At 73.5% G+C, this 14,968-nt stretch carries 14 protein-coding genes; 6 read left to right on the top strand and 8 right to left on the bottom strand.

Translation table 11 applies throughout. The annotated features are described in order from the left end of the window. Positions 1-29: 29 nt before the first annotated feature. Positions 30-503: a pyridoxamine 5'-phosphate oxidase family protein gene (locus OHS82_RS17435; protein ID WP_057584778.1), complete on the bottom strand. Its 474-nt coding sequence runs from the start codon at positions 501-503 to the stop codon at positions 30-32. Positions 504-730: 227 nt separating this feature from the next. Here OHS82_RS17435 and OHS82_RS17430 point away from each other — a divergent pair, with 227 nt between their 5' ends. Then, on the top strand, positions 731-1,525 hold the full coding sequence (locus OHS82_RS17430; protein WP_057584617.1) for a class II aldolase/adducin family protein: 795 nt from the start codon (positions 731-733) through the stop codon (positions 1,523-1,525). Between the two features lie 19 nt (positions 1,526-1,544). Here OHS82_RS17430 and OHS82_RS17425 read toward each other — a convergent pair whose 3' ends face one another. Then, positions 1,545-2,480 (bottom strand): DUF4429 domain-containing protein, encoded by a 936-nt coding sequence (locus tag OHS82_RS17425; RefSeq protein WP_328434126.1) that lies wholly within the window; start codon positions 2,478-2,480, stop codon positions 1,545-1,547. Positions 2,481-2,680: 200 nt separating this feature from the next. On the opposite strand from OHS82_RS17425, the gene OHS82_RS17420 reads away from it, so the two are divergent. After that, the gene (locus OHS82_RS17420; protein ID WP_328434125.1) at positions 2,681-3,970 is read left to right on the top strand and encodes a hypothetical protein; all 1,290 of its coding nucleotides are present in this window, start codon (positions 2,681-2,683) and stop codon (positions 3,968-3,970) included. A 123-nt stretch (positions 3,971-4,093) separates the two neighbouring features. After that, positions 4,094-4,627: a DoxX family protein gene (locus OHS82_RS17415; RefSeq protein WP_057584614.1), complete on the top strand. Its 534-nt coding sequence runs from the start codon at positions 4,094-4,096 to the stop codon at positions 4,625-4,627. A gap of 131 nt (positions 4,628-4,758) precedes the next feature. Here the strand turns inward: OHS82_RS17415 and OHS82_RS17410 are convergent, their stop codons facing one another. Continuing rightward, positions 4,759-5,022 (bottom strand): hypothetical protein, encoded by a 264-nt coding sequence (locus tag OHS82_RS17410; protein ID WP_057584613.1) that lies wholly within the window; start codon positions 5,020-5,022, stop codon positions 4,759-4,761. Next, positions 5,009-6,610: a PspC domain-containing protein gene (locus OHS82_RS17405; RefSeq protein WP_328434124.1), complete on the bottom strand. Its 1,602-nt coding sequence runs from the start codon at positions 6,608-6,610 to the stop codon at positions 5,009-5,011. The genes OHS82_RS17410 and OHS82_RS17405 overlap by 14 nt, the downstream gene beginning before the upstream one ends. 179 nt (positions 6,611-6,789) lie before the next feature. Between OHS82_RS17405 and OHS82_RS17400 the strand changes: the two genes are divergently transcribed. Then, entirely contained in the window at positions 6,790-8,082 is a 1,293-nt protein-coding gene (locus OHS82_RS17400) for an ATP-binding protein (RefSeq protein ID WP_199863992.1), read from the top strand. After that, complete coding sequence (locus OHS82_RS17395; protein WP_057584612.1) at positions 8,079-8,822, top strand: LuxR C-terminal-related transcriptional regulator; 744 nt, start codon at positions 8,079-8,081, stop codon at positions 8,820-8,822. The genes OHS82_RS17400 and OHS82_RS17395 overlap by 4 nt, the downstream gene beginning before the upstream one ends. 106 nt (positions 8,823-8,928) lie before the next feature. Here OHS82_RS17395 and OHS82_RS17390 read toward each other — a convergent pair whose 3' ends face one another. Next, positions 8,929-10,005 carry a C40 family peptidase gene (locus OHS82_RS17390; RefSeq protein ID WP_057584775.1) on the bottom strand — a complete coding sequence of 359 codons (1,077 nt, stop codon included), beginning with the start codon at positions 10,003-10,005 and terminating at the stop codon, positions 8,929-8,931. A 581-nt stretch (positions 10,006-10,586) separates the two neighbouring features. Between OHS82_RS17390 and OHS82_RS17385 the strand changes: the two genes are divergently transcribed. Next, positions 10,587-10,940, top strand: a complete 354-nt coding sequence (locus OHS82_RS17385; RefSeq protein WP_057584611.1) for a hypothetical protein — start codon at positions 10,587-10,589, stop codon at positions 10,938-10,940. On the opposite strand, the gene OHS82_RS17380 is transcribed toward OHS82_RS17385, so the two are convergent. The 3 genes from OHS82_RS17380 to OHS82_RS17370 all read right to left on the bottom strand — a co-directional run bounded on the left by OHS82_RS17380 (position 10,918) and on the right by OHS82_RS17370 (position 14,783). Next, the gene (locus tag OHS82_RS17380; protein WP_057584610.1) at positions 10,918-11,919 is read right to left on the bottom strand and encodes a tellurite resistance/C4-dicarboxylate transporter family protein; all 1,002 of its coding nucleotides are present in this window, start codon (positions 11,917-11,919) and stop codon (positions 10,918-10,920) included. The genes OHS82_RS17385 and OHS82_RS17380 overlap by 23 nt on opposite strands. Positions 11,920-12,465: 546 nt before the next feature. After that, positions 12,466-13,191 carry a dienelactone hydrolase family protein gene (locus OHS82_RS17375; RefSeq protein ID WP_057584609.1) on the bottom strand — a complete coding sequence of 242 codons (726 nt, stop codon included), beginning with the start codon at positions 13,189-13,191 and terminating at the stop codon, positions 12,466-12,468. A 239-nt stretch (positions 13,192-13,430) separates the two neighbouring features. After that, positions 13,431-14,783: a C40 family peptidase gene (locus OHS82_RS17370; RefSeq protein ID WP_328434123.1), complete on the bottom strand. Its 1,353-nt coding sequence runs from the start codon at positions 14,781-14,783 to the stop codon at positions 13,431-13,433. Positions 14,784-14,968 lie beyond the last annotated feature (185 nt).

Below are 14,968 nucleotides of genomic sequence, written 5' to 3'. Positions count from 1 at the left end.
TCCTTCACGGGGTTCAGGCCTCATGGAGTTCAGGTCCGCCTGAGCGTGCGCACCGGCTCTCCGGGCTTCCAGATCTGGGCGACCAGATACGTGTCGTCCTCGATGTAGGTCCGCACGACCTCCGTCAGCTCGGTGCGGAAGAGGTGGAACGGCTGCGGCGGTTCCACCTCTTTCACGTACGCCCCTTTGGTCTCCGGGTCGTCCACCTCGACCGCCCGGCCGGCGATCCGGACGTCGCCGCCGCCCAGCCCCGTCCCCTCGCCCGGGTTGGCCTGGAGGCTGAAGCGGGGGTCGCGGTGCAGGTCCCGTGCCTTGAGCGAGTCCGGCATCATGCCGAGCCACAGCTCACCGCCGGTGAATCGGACCTCGAGGCCGCTGGTGCGGGGCGAGCCGTCCTTGCGGAGCGTCGCGAGGACGTGGTGCGTGAAGGCCGCGAAGCGTTCCTCGGCTACCTTCGCCAGCTCCGGTTCGGCCGCGGCGAAGGCCGCCCAGCTCGCTGTCATGGGGGTCTCGGTGGGGATCTCGGCGGGGATCTCGGTCATACGGCGAGTGTGGCCCCGATACCCGACACCTTGTGTCCGTGTTTCTCGCCGGTCGGGGAGGCGGTCGGAGATGCTCAAGACGTGCACCGATCGTGACGGAATTCGTCATCTTTGTATAACGGCTCTGCCCTTTTGCGCTGACCGACGGTAACTTCCGCGTCGTAAAGCAACCCAGTGCTGGAGGACCGATGCACGGGCCCACGCCGCCTGCTCCCCTGCCCACCGACCGGCTGCAGTTCGCGATGCCGCCGATGCACGACTCGGTGGAGGACGAGCGCCTGCACCGCAAGGAACGGCTGGCGGGCGCGGTGCGCCTGTTCGGACGGCTCGGCTTCGAGGACGGCGTCTCCGGGCACATCACCGCCCGCGACCCCGAGTTCGACGACTGTTTCTGGGTCAACCCCTTCGGGATGCCCTTCCAGCACGTCACGGTCAGTGACCTGGTGCTGACCAACCAGGACGGGCAGGTCGTCGAGGGGCGCTACCACGTCAACCAGGCCGCCTTCACCGTGCACGCCCAGGTGCACGCGGCACGGCCCGACGTCGTGGCCGTCGCGCACTGCCATTCCGTGCACGGCCGCGCCCTCGCCGCCCTCGGCGAACTCCTCGACCCCATCACCCAGGAGAGCTGCGCGTTCTACGAGGACCACGCCCTCTACGACGCCTACACCGGGGTGGCCGTCGACGCGGAGGAGGGCCGGCGCATCGCGGCCGCGCTCGGCTCCCGCAAGGCGCTCGTGCTGCGCAACCACGGACTGCTGACGGTCGGCGACTCCGTCGACGCCGCCGCCTGGTGGTTCCTGTCGATGGAACGCTCCAGTCAGGTCCAGCTGACGGCGAAGGCCGCGGGCCGTCCCGTCCTGATCGACCACCGGGCGGCGGTCGCGACCCGGGAGCAGCTCGGCGGCGACCTGGTGGCGTGGATCAACTACCAGCCGCTGTGGCAGGAGATCAGCCGCAGCCAGCCCGACCTGCTGAGCTGACCGGACCCCGGCCCGGGCTTCAGAAGCCCCGCAGCACCAAGGCCTTCGTCCGCGCGAACTCCTCGTCGGTCAGCACACCGTCCCGGTGCAGCTCGCCCAGCTCGCGCAGCCGGCGCAGCAGCACGTCGTGATGGTCGGCCGGCGGCGGGACGGACGCCGTGAGCCACCGTCCGCGGTCCGCTCCCCGCCGACCGTGCGCGTGTCCGGGCCCCTCCCCGGCCTCGTCGGCGGGCTCCGGGTGGGCGCGTGCGGAGGGATGCGGCAACCGCGCGGTGACCGCCGTCGCGACCAGCGCCGTCAGCAGGTCGCGGCTCACGTTGCCCCACAGGTCGAGGGCGTACGGGTCCTTCTCGGCCGGCAGCTTCGAGTGCACCGTCTCGCGGGTCACGAACCGCAGGAAGCCGTCCTCGAAACCGGAGTTGGGCAGCCACTCCACCTGCACCACGTCCCCGACGTCGAGCACCCGGGGCCCGGTCGCCCGCTTCACCCGGTCCGAGGTCTGCGCCCAGTCGACGCGCACCTGGACGCCGTCGAAGGACACGATGCCGTCGGAGGACCGCACGGAGACCGGGACGGGCGGGCCGGGCAGGAGATAGGCCGCGGTCGGCTCGCCCGGGATCTGGTCCAGCAGCAGCGCGTGCCGGATCTCCTCGGCGAGGTACTCGGCGACGCCGGAGCGATCCACGTCCACGGTGAGCCGGTAGGGATCGGCCGCGTCGGGCAGCCGCCCGCCGGTCGCCTGCAGCAGCGGGTCCGCTCCCTCGCGCAGCCGCATCCGCAGCCGCCCGCGCTTGCGTTCGGGCTCGTAGACGATCCCGGCGACGGCCTCCAGAGGCACGGCGATCTCCCCGTACGTCTGCCGGAACAGCGGCACGGAGCGGTGCAGCCCCGGCGTGATCCGGACCGTCGTGCCGTCGAAGGCCCAGGTCCCGTCACGCTGGATGATCTCGGCCATACGGGAATTCTCGCAGTCGGGTCAACACTGCCCTTCGCACTTCACCCCCGCTGACCAGACCTGGCGGACACAGAGGGTGTGCCGTAGGGCACAATTCGACGGCATCACAGGGGAGTTGTTCACAGGGTGGCGGCCCGGCCCGTTCAGGGTCCCTAGAGGACCGCCATCCGATCGGGTCGCGGGGAAGGCGGGCGTCGGACGTGGCGGTGCAGGAGGCGAGACAGGGCGCGAGCCCCGGACCGGGAGCGGGCGGCCACGACGGCGGCTGCACCTGCGGAGACTGCCCGCACGGGGCACGTGAGGGACACCGGCGCGCGGTCGCCGCGTTCCTGCTGAAACGCGACGGGTTCGCGGCCGGCCAGGGCCTGCCGGCCGCCGTCGCCCACTCCGTCTCCGCCTCCCGCCAATGGGTCTCCGAGGAACTGACGCTGTCCGCCGAGTTCGTCGCCGAACGCGGGCGCGCCGAGGGCGAGGCCTGGCTGGGCCGTCTGTGGCTGCGCACCACGGTCACCGTGTGGGCGGCGGTCGTCGTGCTGCTGCTGGTCCAGTCCCTGACCGCCGTCGGTGCGGGCTGGACCGCCGCCCGCACCGCAGGACTCCTCGCCGCGCTCGTCGTCGCCGGCGCGCTCACGGCGGCGTCCTGGTTCCACCGGGCGCGCGGCGGTGCGCTCGCCCCCGTGATCGGCGAGGACAACCGCCTCTCCACCTCCCGCGCGGTCGCCGCCGCCTGGGTGCTGCTCGTGGCCTACGCCGTGCTGGTGCTGGCCGGCCGGCTCGCCGCCGCCTCCAGCCCCGCCGAACGCGACGCGCTGATCGCCGGACTCGACCTCGCCCGCGGCGCCGGCACCGTGACCGTCCTCGCCGTGGTCTGCGGGATCGCCGTGCTGGTGCGCCGCGTGGTGGGCCTGCGCGTCCTCGCCCAGCGGCTGCAGAAGGTCCGGGCCCACCGCCCGCGCGCCGCCGACCTGCTGACCGACGACTTCGGCCGCGGGGCCTTCGCCGACATCCAGTACGCGGTCATCGGCGGCGTCGTCCTCGTCTTCGCGGGCGTCCGCCTGGCCCGCCGCCCCGACCAGCTGCCCGACCTGCCCTGGGGGCTCGCCGTCGTGGTGCTGATCTCGGCGGCGACCTACCTCGCCGGCAAGTACGCCGAGGGCGGCCGCCCCGTCATCCTCTCCGTCGTCCGCTCCCGCGAGGCCGGCGACCTCGACGCGCCGATCCGCACCGGCGACGACATCGAGATCCGCGGCGCCGGCTTCGTGCCGCCCGGAGCCCAGACCGCCGACCGGCTCTCCCGCATGGTCGTCCGCATCGGACCCGTCCACGTCCACGTCCCGCTGGTGCCTGTCACGGGCGGGTTCAGCAACCCGACCGACGCCGTCCTCACCGTTCCCGTCCCGGCGGACGTGGAACCGGGGCGGGCCGAGGTCCAGGTCGTCACGGCGGCGGGCGTGGAGACGAACCGGTACACGATCGACGTCACCGAGTGAACGGCCCCGCCGGAGTGAACCGCCGGGCCCCCGTACCCGTGCAAGCACTTGAGCGCACCCCCCATGTCGTACGTATGGTCTGTTGAGGGGTCCACCACTGCGGGCGAGAGGCGGCTACGGGCGATGACTCACAGCATGCGGACGGACGCTTACCCTCCTCATCTCGACGGCGGAGGCCGTGGCTGGCGGGACACCGCCACCCGGTACGCCCTCCTTCCCCTGCGCGTCTTCCTCGGGGTCACCTTCATCTACGCCGGTCTCGACAAGCTGACCGACAGCGCCTTCCTGAAGGACAGCGGCGCCGGCTCGATCGGCGAGACCATGCGCGCCGTCCGTGACTCCTCCGCCATCCCGGCTCTGGTCGACATGGCCCTGAAGAGCCCGGTCGGCTTCGGCTACGCGATGGCCTTCGGCGAACTCGCCGTCGGCATCGGCGCCCTGCTGGGCATCCTCACCCGGCTCGCCGCGCTGGGCGGCGCGCTGATCTCGCTCAGCCTGTGGCTGACGGTCAGCTGGGCCGCCGAGCCGTACTACTACGGCAACGACCTCCCGTACCTCATGGCCTGGCTGCCTCTCGTCCTCGCGGGCGCCCCGGTGCTCTCCCTCGACGCCGCCTGGCACTCCAGGCGACGGCGGCGGACGGGCGGCCTGGCCTAGCCCGCGCCGCCCACCCGGGCCGGGGCCGGTCCAGGCCCCGGGGCTCCTGGGGTCCCGGGGGCCCGGAAGGTCACGGTGCAGTCGCAGTCGCGTGCACGGGGCCGGACGTCCGGACAGGGGGGGGGCGGCGGTCAGCGCGACGTGGTGTTCGGGCCGGACGCGGTCGGTCCGGACCCGGTCCGGCCGGTGCGGGGCGACGAGCCGCGTCGCCTGCGTATGCTCCGGGCCGCCACACCGGCGGCGCCCGCCAGACAGAGACCGCCCGTGACGAGCGGGATCAGCACGAACCACGGCGTCTGCCACAGGCCGCCCGCATCCCCCGCGAAGAGAACCCCGGCGAGGACGAACGCGGCGCCCGCCACCAGCCTTCCGGGCCTGAAGTCATGACGCAGCACGGGCCACCTCCGCCTGTCCCACTCCGACCCTGAGGTCGAGATCGATGGTGCCCTTCGCCGCCGTGCCCGAGGCCGGCGGCAGAGTCACTTCCTTGTGCTTGCCCGGCTCCACGTCCACGTCCTTCTCGTCGTCGCCGGGCAGCTGGACGTCTCCCAGCCCCACGTCGATCCGCACCTTCACCGTCACGTCCGGCGGGACGATCACCCGCAGTCGGCCCGCGCCCACCTCGGCCTCGGTGGTCACCGTCTCTCCCTTGGCCGGCGCAAGCCCGGAGAGGTCGAGCGTGCCTTCTCCGGCGCCCAGGTCATAGGCCGCCCGTACGTCCGCCGCCGTCATGGGGCGCCAGGTGATGTCCGACCAGTGCGTGCCGATGTCCTTCGGCAGGACGGCCGCGCCGGCCAACAGGCCCGCCGTGACGATCGCGAGGAAGACCGACCCGGCCCCCGTCCGTCCCAGGAACGAGCTGACCGCGATTCCACAGCCGAGCACGATCAGAGCTGTCGCGAGACCCGCCTGCAGGCTGGTGCCGAGCGGGTGGTGGTCCCAGGCGAGCCCGGTGACGAGGCCGCCTGCGAGCAGGGCGAGCAGGAAGAGCCAGCCGCCGATCCAACGCGGCCCACGCGGTTCGGCGTGGGGTGCGCGCGGGGTGCGTATGGCCTCCGGTCCGGGTCCGTGTCCTACGAGGTCGACGCCGATCGCCGACGTGATGTCCCGGCCCCGGGCGTCCCAGGGGCCCCACAGGTAGCCCGTGCCGCCGTCGTGCGTGCCGTCCTTCACTATGGGGTCACGCCACCACGAGGGGTAGGCGGTGGGCGCCGGCGGCGCCTTGGCCTCCGGCGGAGCGTCGGCCACGGCCTGCGCCGCCAGCGGGTCGGGGTCGAAGGAGTCCCGGTGCCGCGACCAGTACCCGGCGCCCGCGAGCAGCAGGGAGACGACGACGGCGAAGGCCAGCACGCTGCCGTTCTTCAGCATCGACAGGAGCACTCCGCAGCCGACCAGCGCGAACAGCACGGCCGCGAGGGCCTGGCCGTCCACCCGGCCGGTCAGGAGCTTGCGCACCTCGTTCTCCTCGTCGTCGGCGTAGGGGACGAAGAGCCAGGCGAACCCGTAGAAGATGAGGCCGACGCCGCCGGTCGCGGAGAGCACGGCGAGCGTGATGCGGAAGATCACCGGGTCCATGTCGCACTGACGCCCGAGGCCCGCGCACACGCCGGCCAGCACCTTCTGCTCGCGCTCCCGCCGGAAACGGGGAGGAAGGCCTCCCGCTCTCCCGCCGGCTCCCGCCGCCCGGCCGCCGGCGCCCGCTTCGGCGCGGGACGCCGCCGCTGCGTCCGTCGCCGCCTTGAGGGCCGCCTCCGCCGCCGTCATCGCGTCTTCGTCCGTGGACCCGTCCTGCGCGGTGTGGGCGTCTCCTGCCCTCTCCCGCTTTCCGTGCGCGGCCCCCTGCTTCTCGTGTGCGTTCTCCTGTTTTCCGTGCGCGCGAGGGCCGTCACCTGCGGCGCCCGAGGCGCCGGGGGACGAGGCGGCCGCGTCGGACGCGGCGCCCCCGTCGGGCACGGCGTCCGCGGCGTGCTGGTGATCTGTCATGACTCCATGGTGGCGGTCGGGCGGCCCCCGCGGCAGTCGGAACGACCCTGGTCGGACCCTGATATCGGCCCTGAGCCGGGGCGGGGGAGGCGTTCGACGTGCGGCGGCGTCGAAGATCAGGGGCGTCTCGGGGGCGAACCCTGATGCCCTGCCACGCGGCCCGTGTGACCATCGTTGGCATGCCGGAAGCCGCAGCAGCGCCACTCGTCGAACCGCGGCCGCCGCGCAAGCTCTACCGCAGCAGCGACGGACGCTGGCTGGGTGGCGTGGCGCGGGGGCTCGCCGGGCATCTCGGGCTGCCCGTCGTGTGGGTGCGGCTGGTCTTCGCAGGCCTGTTCATGGCCGACGGTCTCGGCGCCCTGCTCTACGCCGCCTTCTGGTTCTTCGTGCCGCTCGGGATCGGCGGCGTCGGCGACCAGAAGCCGCCGTCCCTCGTCGCCACCGAGACCGCGCCCGACGGCCGCCGCAGAATCGTCGCCCGCAAGCCGGACAAGGGGCAGATCGTCGCCCTGCTCCTCATGGTCGTCGTCGCCACGGTGTTCGTGGGCAATGTGAACCTGGGCAGCGGCGCCAAGGCGTATCTGCTGCCCGCCGTCCTCGTCGGCGCCGGCGTCGCCCTCGTCTGGCGCCAGGCGGACAACGCCCGCCGGGCCCGCTGGGTCGAGGTCGGCCGAAGACGCCGCACGCTCACCCTGCTGCGCACCGGCGCGGGCGTCCTGCTGGTCACGGCCGGCGTCTCCGGCACGTTCGTGCTGCAGGGCTCCGCGGCCCACCTCGGGTCCGTCCTGCAGGCGGCACTCGCCGTCATCGTCGGCATCACCCTGCTCGCCGGCCCCTACCTGGTCCGCATGACCCAGGATCTGTCCGAGGAGCGGCTCATGCGCATCCGAGCCCAGGAGCGTGCGGAGGTCGCCGCCCACGTCCACGACTCGGTGCTGCACACCCTGACGCTTATCCAGCGCAACGCGGAGAACGCCGGTGAGGTGCGCCGACTCGCCCGTGCACAGGAGCGGGACCTGCGCACCTGGCTCTACAAACCCGAGGGCACCGGCAAGGAGGAGGCCGACGAGCCGACCACCGTCGCCGACGCGGTCCGGCGCAACGCGGCCGAGGTCGAGGACAAGCACGGCGTCCCCATCGAGGTCGTGGTCGTCGGCGACTGCCCGCTCGACGACGGCGTCGGCGCGCAGATGCAGGCCGCGCGCGAGGCGATGGTGAACGCGGCCAAGTACGGTGGCGACGGCGGCGCGGTGCAGGTCTTCGCCGAAGTCGAGGGCAGGACGGTCTTCGTGTCCGTCCGCGACCGCGGACCCGGCTTCGACCTCGACTCGATACCCGCCGACCGCATGGGCGTCAGAGAATCGATCATCGGCCGCATGGAGCGCAACGGCGGCACGGCGCGGCTGCGGGCGGTCCCGGGCGGCGGCACGGAGGTCGAGCTGGAGATGGAGAGGGCGGAGAAGACATCATGAGCGACCCGACCGACACGAACGGCACGACGGGAGCGGGGGCGGCCGAGCCGGCCCAGGCCCCTGGCGACAGCACGGGCGGGCGCCATGTGCGCGTGGTCCTCGTCGACGACCACCGCATGTTCCGTACGGGCGTGCAGGCCGAGATCGGCCAGACCGAACAGACCGGGGTCGAGGTCGTCGGCGAGGCGGCGGACGTCGACCAAGCGGTCACCGTCATCACGGCGACCCGACCCGAGGTGGTCCTCCTCGACGTGCACCTGCCGGGTGGCGGCGGCGTCGAAGTGCTCCGCCGTTGTGCCCCCTTGATGAGCGACGCCGAGCGGCCCGTACGGTTCCTCGCCCTGTCCGTGTCGGACGCGGCGGAGGACGTGATCGGGGTGATCCGCGGAGGCGCCCGCGGCTATGTCACCAAGACGATCACCGGCACCGACCTGGTGAACTCGATCTTCCGGGTGCAGGAGGGCGACGCCGTCTTCTCGCCGCGGCTCGCCGGGTTCGTCCTCGACGCCTTCGCCTCGACCGACGCCCCTCCGGTCGACGAGGACCTGGACCGGCTCACCCAGCGCGAACGCGAGGTGCTGCGGCTCATCGCCCGCGGCTACGCCTACAAGGAGATCGCCAAGCAGCTCTTCATCTCGGTCAAGACGGTCGAGTCGCACGTCTCGGCGGTGCTGCGCAAGCTCCAGCTGTCCAACCGGCACGAGCTGACCCGCTGGGCCACGGCACGGCGCCTGGTCTGACGGCAGGCGTCGGACGGGAGGCGGCGAGGCGTCGGACGGGAGGCGGCGAGGCGTCGCACGGGAGACGGGCGAGGCCTCGGCGCATGGCCCGGGCTGTCTCTCCGGCCTAGACCACCCGCGCGGCGCCCGCGAACGGCATCTGGTCGATCGGCGCCACGCGCACCGGAGCCGACGGGTTCGGTGCGTGGATCATCTGGCCGTCGCCGATGTAGAGGCCGACGTGAGAGATGCCGGAGTAGAAGAACACCAGGTCGCCCGGGAGGAGTTCGGAGCGCGAGACCCGCTGCCCGACGCCGATCTGGGCGTAGGTGGTGCGGGGCAGGGAGACCCCCGCGGAGCGGTAGGCGGCCAGCACGAGGCCCGAGCAGTCGAAGGCGTTCGGCCCGGTGGCCCCCCACACATAGGGGCTGCCGAGCTTGGAGTAGGCGTAGGAGACGGCCGCCGCCGCACGGGAGTTGGGGGCGTCGGCGGTGCCGGACGGCGCCGCGAGGTCCGTGCGCGCGCCGGACGCACCGCGTGAGGCGCGTGCGCCCGTGGCACCGCCGCCCGTCCCCTCGCCGATCCGGGACCGCTCCGCCGCTGTCAGCCGTGCCAGCAGGCCGCGTGCCGCTTCCAGCTTGCCCGTGATCGTCTCCTTCTGCTTCTGCAGCTCGGCCCGACGCGTCCGGAGCGCGGTGAGTTCGACACGCGCCGCGCCGCGCAGCTGCTCGATCTCGCGCAGCTGCCCGCGCACCCGGGCGACGGCTGCGGACTGGCGGTCGCCGGCCCGTTCGGCGAAGGCGGCGCCGTCGAGATAGCGGTCCGGGTCGTCGGAGAGCGCCAACTGCACTGCAGGGTCGAGGCCGCCGTCACGGTACTGCGCCGCGGCCATCGAACCCAGCGCGTCCCGGGTCGAGTTGAGCTTCTCCTCCTTGCGCGCCGCCTCGTCCCGCAGGTTCTTCAGGCGCTGCTCGGCGGCTGTCGCCCGCTCCTTCACGCCGTTGTACTTCTCGGTGGCTTCCTCCGCCTCCAGGTACAGCTTGGCCACCTTCGCCTTGACCTCGGCCGGAGTCAGCTCCGGTTCGGCCTGCCCGGTCCCGTCGAAGGCGGTCGCCGTCGCCACGCCCGCGAGGGCGAGCGTGAAGGCCGTACGGGCCGTCCGGCCGCCGAGCGAGCGCTGTCGGGGCTTGCGGTGCGCTGCCACGTGGGACTGCACGTCCTTTCGTCGACCGCCCGGCCCGCCGGGCGGCCAACGGGGGGACCCGTGGCTGCCGGCCGACCCGTGTCAGGCGGTCCCCGGGCCGTCGGGGGAGCGGACGGACGGCCCGGGCCGCGGCTGACGCGTCCGGCGACGTTCCGCACGGGGAGCGGGCACGCCGCCGGACTTCCTCGGCGGTGGTGGCCGACTGCCGCCCCTGGCCCGGGCGGCGGTGGGGAGCCGGTCACCTGGGGAAGGACGCTAGGCCGGTGATGACGTTTGGGTAACGCGATGTGCGGAAGTGACACGAGCGGACTGCCCGGTGACCGTATGTGCCCCGCTGTACCGGCCGGATACGGCGGGTTCGCGCGGCGCACTGACCGAAGGCGGGATTCCGGGACCGGAGGGGGCGCCAGGGTGCTATGGCGCATATATGCAAGATCGAGCGGAGGTGAGAGGCGCGGAGGCGCGGAGGCCAGAGGCGCGGACGCGAGAGGGGGAGGCGGAGCTGGAGACCTGAGCCGTGAGCGGGGAGACCCGGGGGCGGTGTCGGACAGTCCGTGCGGGGCTGATTAGCATCCGGCCTCATGGACGTACTCATCCACCTCTTCGTCGGCCTGCACATCATCGGCATCGCCGCGCTTCTCGGTGGCTTCCTCACGCAGATGAAGGCGATGGGCCGGGGCACGGCCCGCTTCGTCCCCGCCATGCTGCACGGCGCGGCGACGATGCTGGTCACGGGCGTGATCCTGGTCGGCCTCAACCAGGCGGACGACCAGAGCGTCAACAACGTCAAGATCGGTGTGAAGCTGGCCCTGCTGATCGTGATCCTCGGCCTCGTCTATGTGAAGCGCGACGACGAGAAGGTGGAGAAGCCCCTGTTCGCCCTGGTGGGCCTGCTCACCGTGGCGAACGTCTTCATCGCGGTGCTCTGGACCTGACGCCGGCCCGCGCCGAGCCCACCGCCGCCGCGGCGACGACCAGCCACGCAGCCACGGCGACCCACAGCAGTACCTCGCCCGGCCCGTCGAGCGCCGGGAGGGGGACGGCGGCGGCGACGGACAGCGTCGCCGCCGCAGTCATGCCCATGGGGAACACGGTCGCCCACCGGCGTTCGTCGTAGCGCGGCCGCGGCCACCGCACCTCGGCGGCCAGCAGGACGGCGTACCAGACGTAGTCGAGCACCAGCAGTGCGACGGTCAGCCCGCGCAGGACGCCGGTGTCGTCGGCGTTCCACAGGTACAGGGAGCCGTCGTCGGCCATGAGGAGCTTCGCGCCCGCGAGCGCGGAGACGGCGAGCGCCCCGCCCGCCACCCACTGGTCCCCTGCGCCCTCGGCCGGCTGTCGGAAGTCGAAGAGGGCCAGGGCGACGCCGTACAGCACGAGACCGAGCCAGAACAGCACGAGCGCGGTGTGCGCGAGCCAGGCCGCCGCCTCGGCCCTCGCCAGCACCGCGCCGAGCACGGCGAGGCTCTGGGTCGCCACGCAGCCCAGGAACACCGCACCGGGCATGCGCCGCCGCCACCGCCGCCCGACCGTCACGAACAGCACCGGCCACAGGGCCGCGGCCAGCGCCAGCAGCGCCTCGGCGAGGGTCTGCCGGCCGCGCGCGGAGATCTGCGTGCCGAGCACGGCCGTCGCCGCGACGGCGGTCAGCGCCCCGGGGGTGCGCGCCTCGGCCAGCCACCGCTCGCGCTCCCGCACCAGCCGGACGGCGAAGTCCGCGGCGAGCGCGACCCAGGCGACGCCCGCCATCGCCAGCCAGACGAGGGACAACGCCTCGTGCCCGGCGAGATGCAGACCGACCGACACGATGCCGGTCGCCATGACGGCGGTCCCGGACGCCGGCCGGCGGCGCGTCCACCAGTCGCGGAGCCGGTAGCGCGGGGAGGACGAGGCGGGCGGGGAGAGGCCGGGCATGCGGCCGATGCTAGAGAGCACGGCACGCGGAGTGAGCGGGCCACGCGCGCGTACCCGCAAAAACGCCCGGCGCGTGGTGCGTGGTGCAGGGCCTGCGGGCACGGGTACGGGCGCGGGTACGGGTACGGGCGGGGGCATGGGTACGGGCGGGGGCATGGGTCGGGGTGGCGTCGGACGTCGGGCGGCGCGCCCCGCTCGGCGATTCCGGGGCCGCACGGCGACTTCGGGACACCGCACGGAGATTCCGGGGCCGCACGGCGACTTCGGGACACCGCACGGAGATTCCGGGGCCGCACGGCGACTTCGGGACACCGCACGGCGACTTCGGGGCCGCATGGCGATTCTGGGGCCGCACGGCGTGTGCCACGCGCGCGTGCACTGCATCCGGCGGCCGCCGCCGTCGAGGAGGCCCGGGACCTGCCCTCGACGACGGCGTCGCGGCGACCGGCGGGCGACCGCCTGCCGGCTGCCAGCTGCCGGCTGCCGGCGGGCGACCGTGCCGGCTACCGGCGGGCTACTGAGCGCAGCCCGTCCGACGGCCCGGCGTCACTTCAGGTGGCGGTCCAGGAACCGGCATCCGTCCTCCAGCTCGAAGGACGGGGTGCCGGTGTGCCCGCCCAGATTGGCGTGCAGCGTCTTCTCCTTGCTGCCGAAGGCGTCGAACAGGTCCAGGGCACGTTGCCGGGGATTCCCCTCGTCGTCCCACTGCAGCAGGAACAGCAGCGGAACGGTGACCTGCCGGGCCTCCTCGCGCTGGGCGCGGGGCACATACCCCCCGGCGAAGAAGCCGGCGGCCGCGATGCGCGGCTCGACCACGGCCAGCCGGATGCCGAGGGCGGTCCAGCCTCCCGAGTACCCGACCGGGCCGCCGATCCCGGGCAGTTCGAGGAGGGCGTCCAGAGTGGTCTGCCATTCCGGGACGGCCCTTTCGACCAGCGGGCCGATGAGGGACTCGAAGATCTCGTCGACCGGCTCACCCGCCTGCATGGCCCGCCGGAGGTCGGCACGGGCCTGCTCGTCGGCGGCGGACCGGGGCCGTTCACCGCACCCGGCGGCGTCGATGGTGGCCACCGCGTAGCCGCGCGCCGCGGTGTAACGGGCCCGGGCCACCAGCCGGGGGTCCGCCTTGGGCAGGCCGTTGTTGTGGGCCATCAGGATCAGCGGGGCCGGTGCGGCGGACTCGGGCGTCCACAGGGTGCCGGGGATCTCGCCGAGGGTGAACCCGCGCTCGAGGACGCCGTCGTCGAGGCGCTGCTCGGAAGTGAATCGCATGGTCGTGCCTTTCGGGAATGCGCGTGAACGGCGCTCCCGGACGACCTATCGCCCGACCGTGACCCCGGAGGGGAGCACCCATGTCGATACAGCGTTCACGGGTACCACCTCCTCGTTCTCTCGCACGGCCTCCGGGAAAGTAGCAGGGGCGGCCGTGGTCCGCCAACGGGATTTCCCCGCGGGTGTGGCCGGCGCCGGGCGGTGCCGCCGAGCTTCCCGGTCCGGCCGGCCCGGCGCTCTCAGGCCGGGCGCACCACGCCGTGGATGCCGGACTCGCCGTCGCAGAAGACCGACTCCTCGCGCACGTAGGTGCCGGGCTTCGGAGAGTGGATCATCATGCCGTTGCCGATGTAGACGCCGACGTGGCTGACGTCGTCGTAGAAGAAGACCAGGTCGCCGGGTCGGGCGTCGGCGAGGGGGACCGTGACGCCGGCGTTCGCCTGGTCGCGGGTGCTGCGGGGCAGAGTGACCCCGGCGGCCTTCCAGGCGGCCTGGGCGAGGCCGGAGCAGTCGTAGGACCCGGGTCCGGTCGCGCCCCAGACGTACGGCTTCCCGATCTGCGCGCGGGCGAAGGCGAGGGCCTTCTCGGCCTTGACGGCGTACGACGCGTCAGCGGCGGAACCTGGCGAGGGCGCAGTACCCGCCGACGCCGTACCAGCCGACGCCGCGGTAGCCGACGCCGCGGTAGCCGACGCCGCGGTAGCCGACGGCGCGGTGGCCGGCGACGCCGTGCCCACCGGCCCTGTGCCCGACGGCCCCATGCCCACCGGCCCCATGCCCACCGGCTCCGTGCCCGACGGTCCCGCGTTCGACGACTCGCCGACGCTCTCCTGCCGGGCCGCGAGCTGCTCTGCGGCCTGCTCCGCCGCGGCCTGGTCCGCCGCCTGCCGGGCCGCCGCCTGCCGGCGGGCGAACTCGGCCGCCGCGCGCGCGGTCTCCTCTTGCAGCTTCTGCTGTTCGACTTCCTGCTTCTGCTGTTCGACCGCCGCGAGGCGCGCCTGCTCCTGGGCCGTCAGCCGGGACAGCAGCTCGCGCGCGTCGCCGAGCTTCTTCTGGACGGCGGCCTTGGCGATCCGCAGGCCGTGCTGCGGGTCGGTGCGCGGCGCGCGGCCCTCGGCGGCCTCCTGGCGCGTCTTCGGCATGGCCGACTGCTCGGCGGCGTAGTCGTCGACCGCGCCCTGCCGGCGGTCGGTCGGCCGGTCCGCCGACCGGTTCCGGCCGACGTGGTCCTGCGGGGCGGCCGGGAAGGGGAAGGTCGCGGTGTCGGGCGCGGAGACGCCGGTGCGGTACCGCGCGGCGCTCTGTGAGCCGGGTTCCTCACGGGCTTCGTCGGGCTTCCGCGTGCGCTGGGGGGCGACGACGCCGAGGAGGCCGTCCACGCGCGTGCGCGGCTTGGTCGTCTTCTCCTTGGCGGAGCTGTTGCTCTTCTCGGTGGCCGACTCCGCCTGGCGGTAGAGGTCGCCGACCTTCTTCTCGACCTCCTCCAGACTCGGTCTGCCGTCGGCCGACGGAGCGGCGTTCGCCGACTGGGAGAGCAGGGCCACGGACGTGAGGGCCGCGGTGGCGAGGACGGGGGGACGTATGCCCGCCATACGCGAACCCGCGGAGCGTGGCCTGCCGTGCTGCGACGCCAAGGGAGGCGACTCCTTCCAAAGCTCCGCCTGCCGTCGGCGGTGAGGTCCCGAGGGCCGTCCGGGCACTGGGGGAGGGTCGGGCGGGCGAGCGGAGGCCGCCCTGCGGCCTTTCTCCCCGAGGGAGTCGGGCCGCTCTTCACCCA

This window comes from Streptomyces sp. NBC_00425 (assembly GCF_036030735.1).
In the GTDB taxonomy this organism is placed as follows: Bacteria; Actinomycetota; Actinomycetes; order Streptomycetales; family Streptomycetaceae; genus Streptomyces.
The sequence above is the reverse complement of the archived record's forward strand: the minus strand, read 5'-3'. Positions and strand labels throughout refer to the sequence as shown.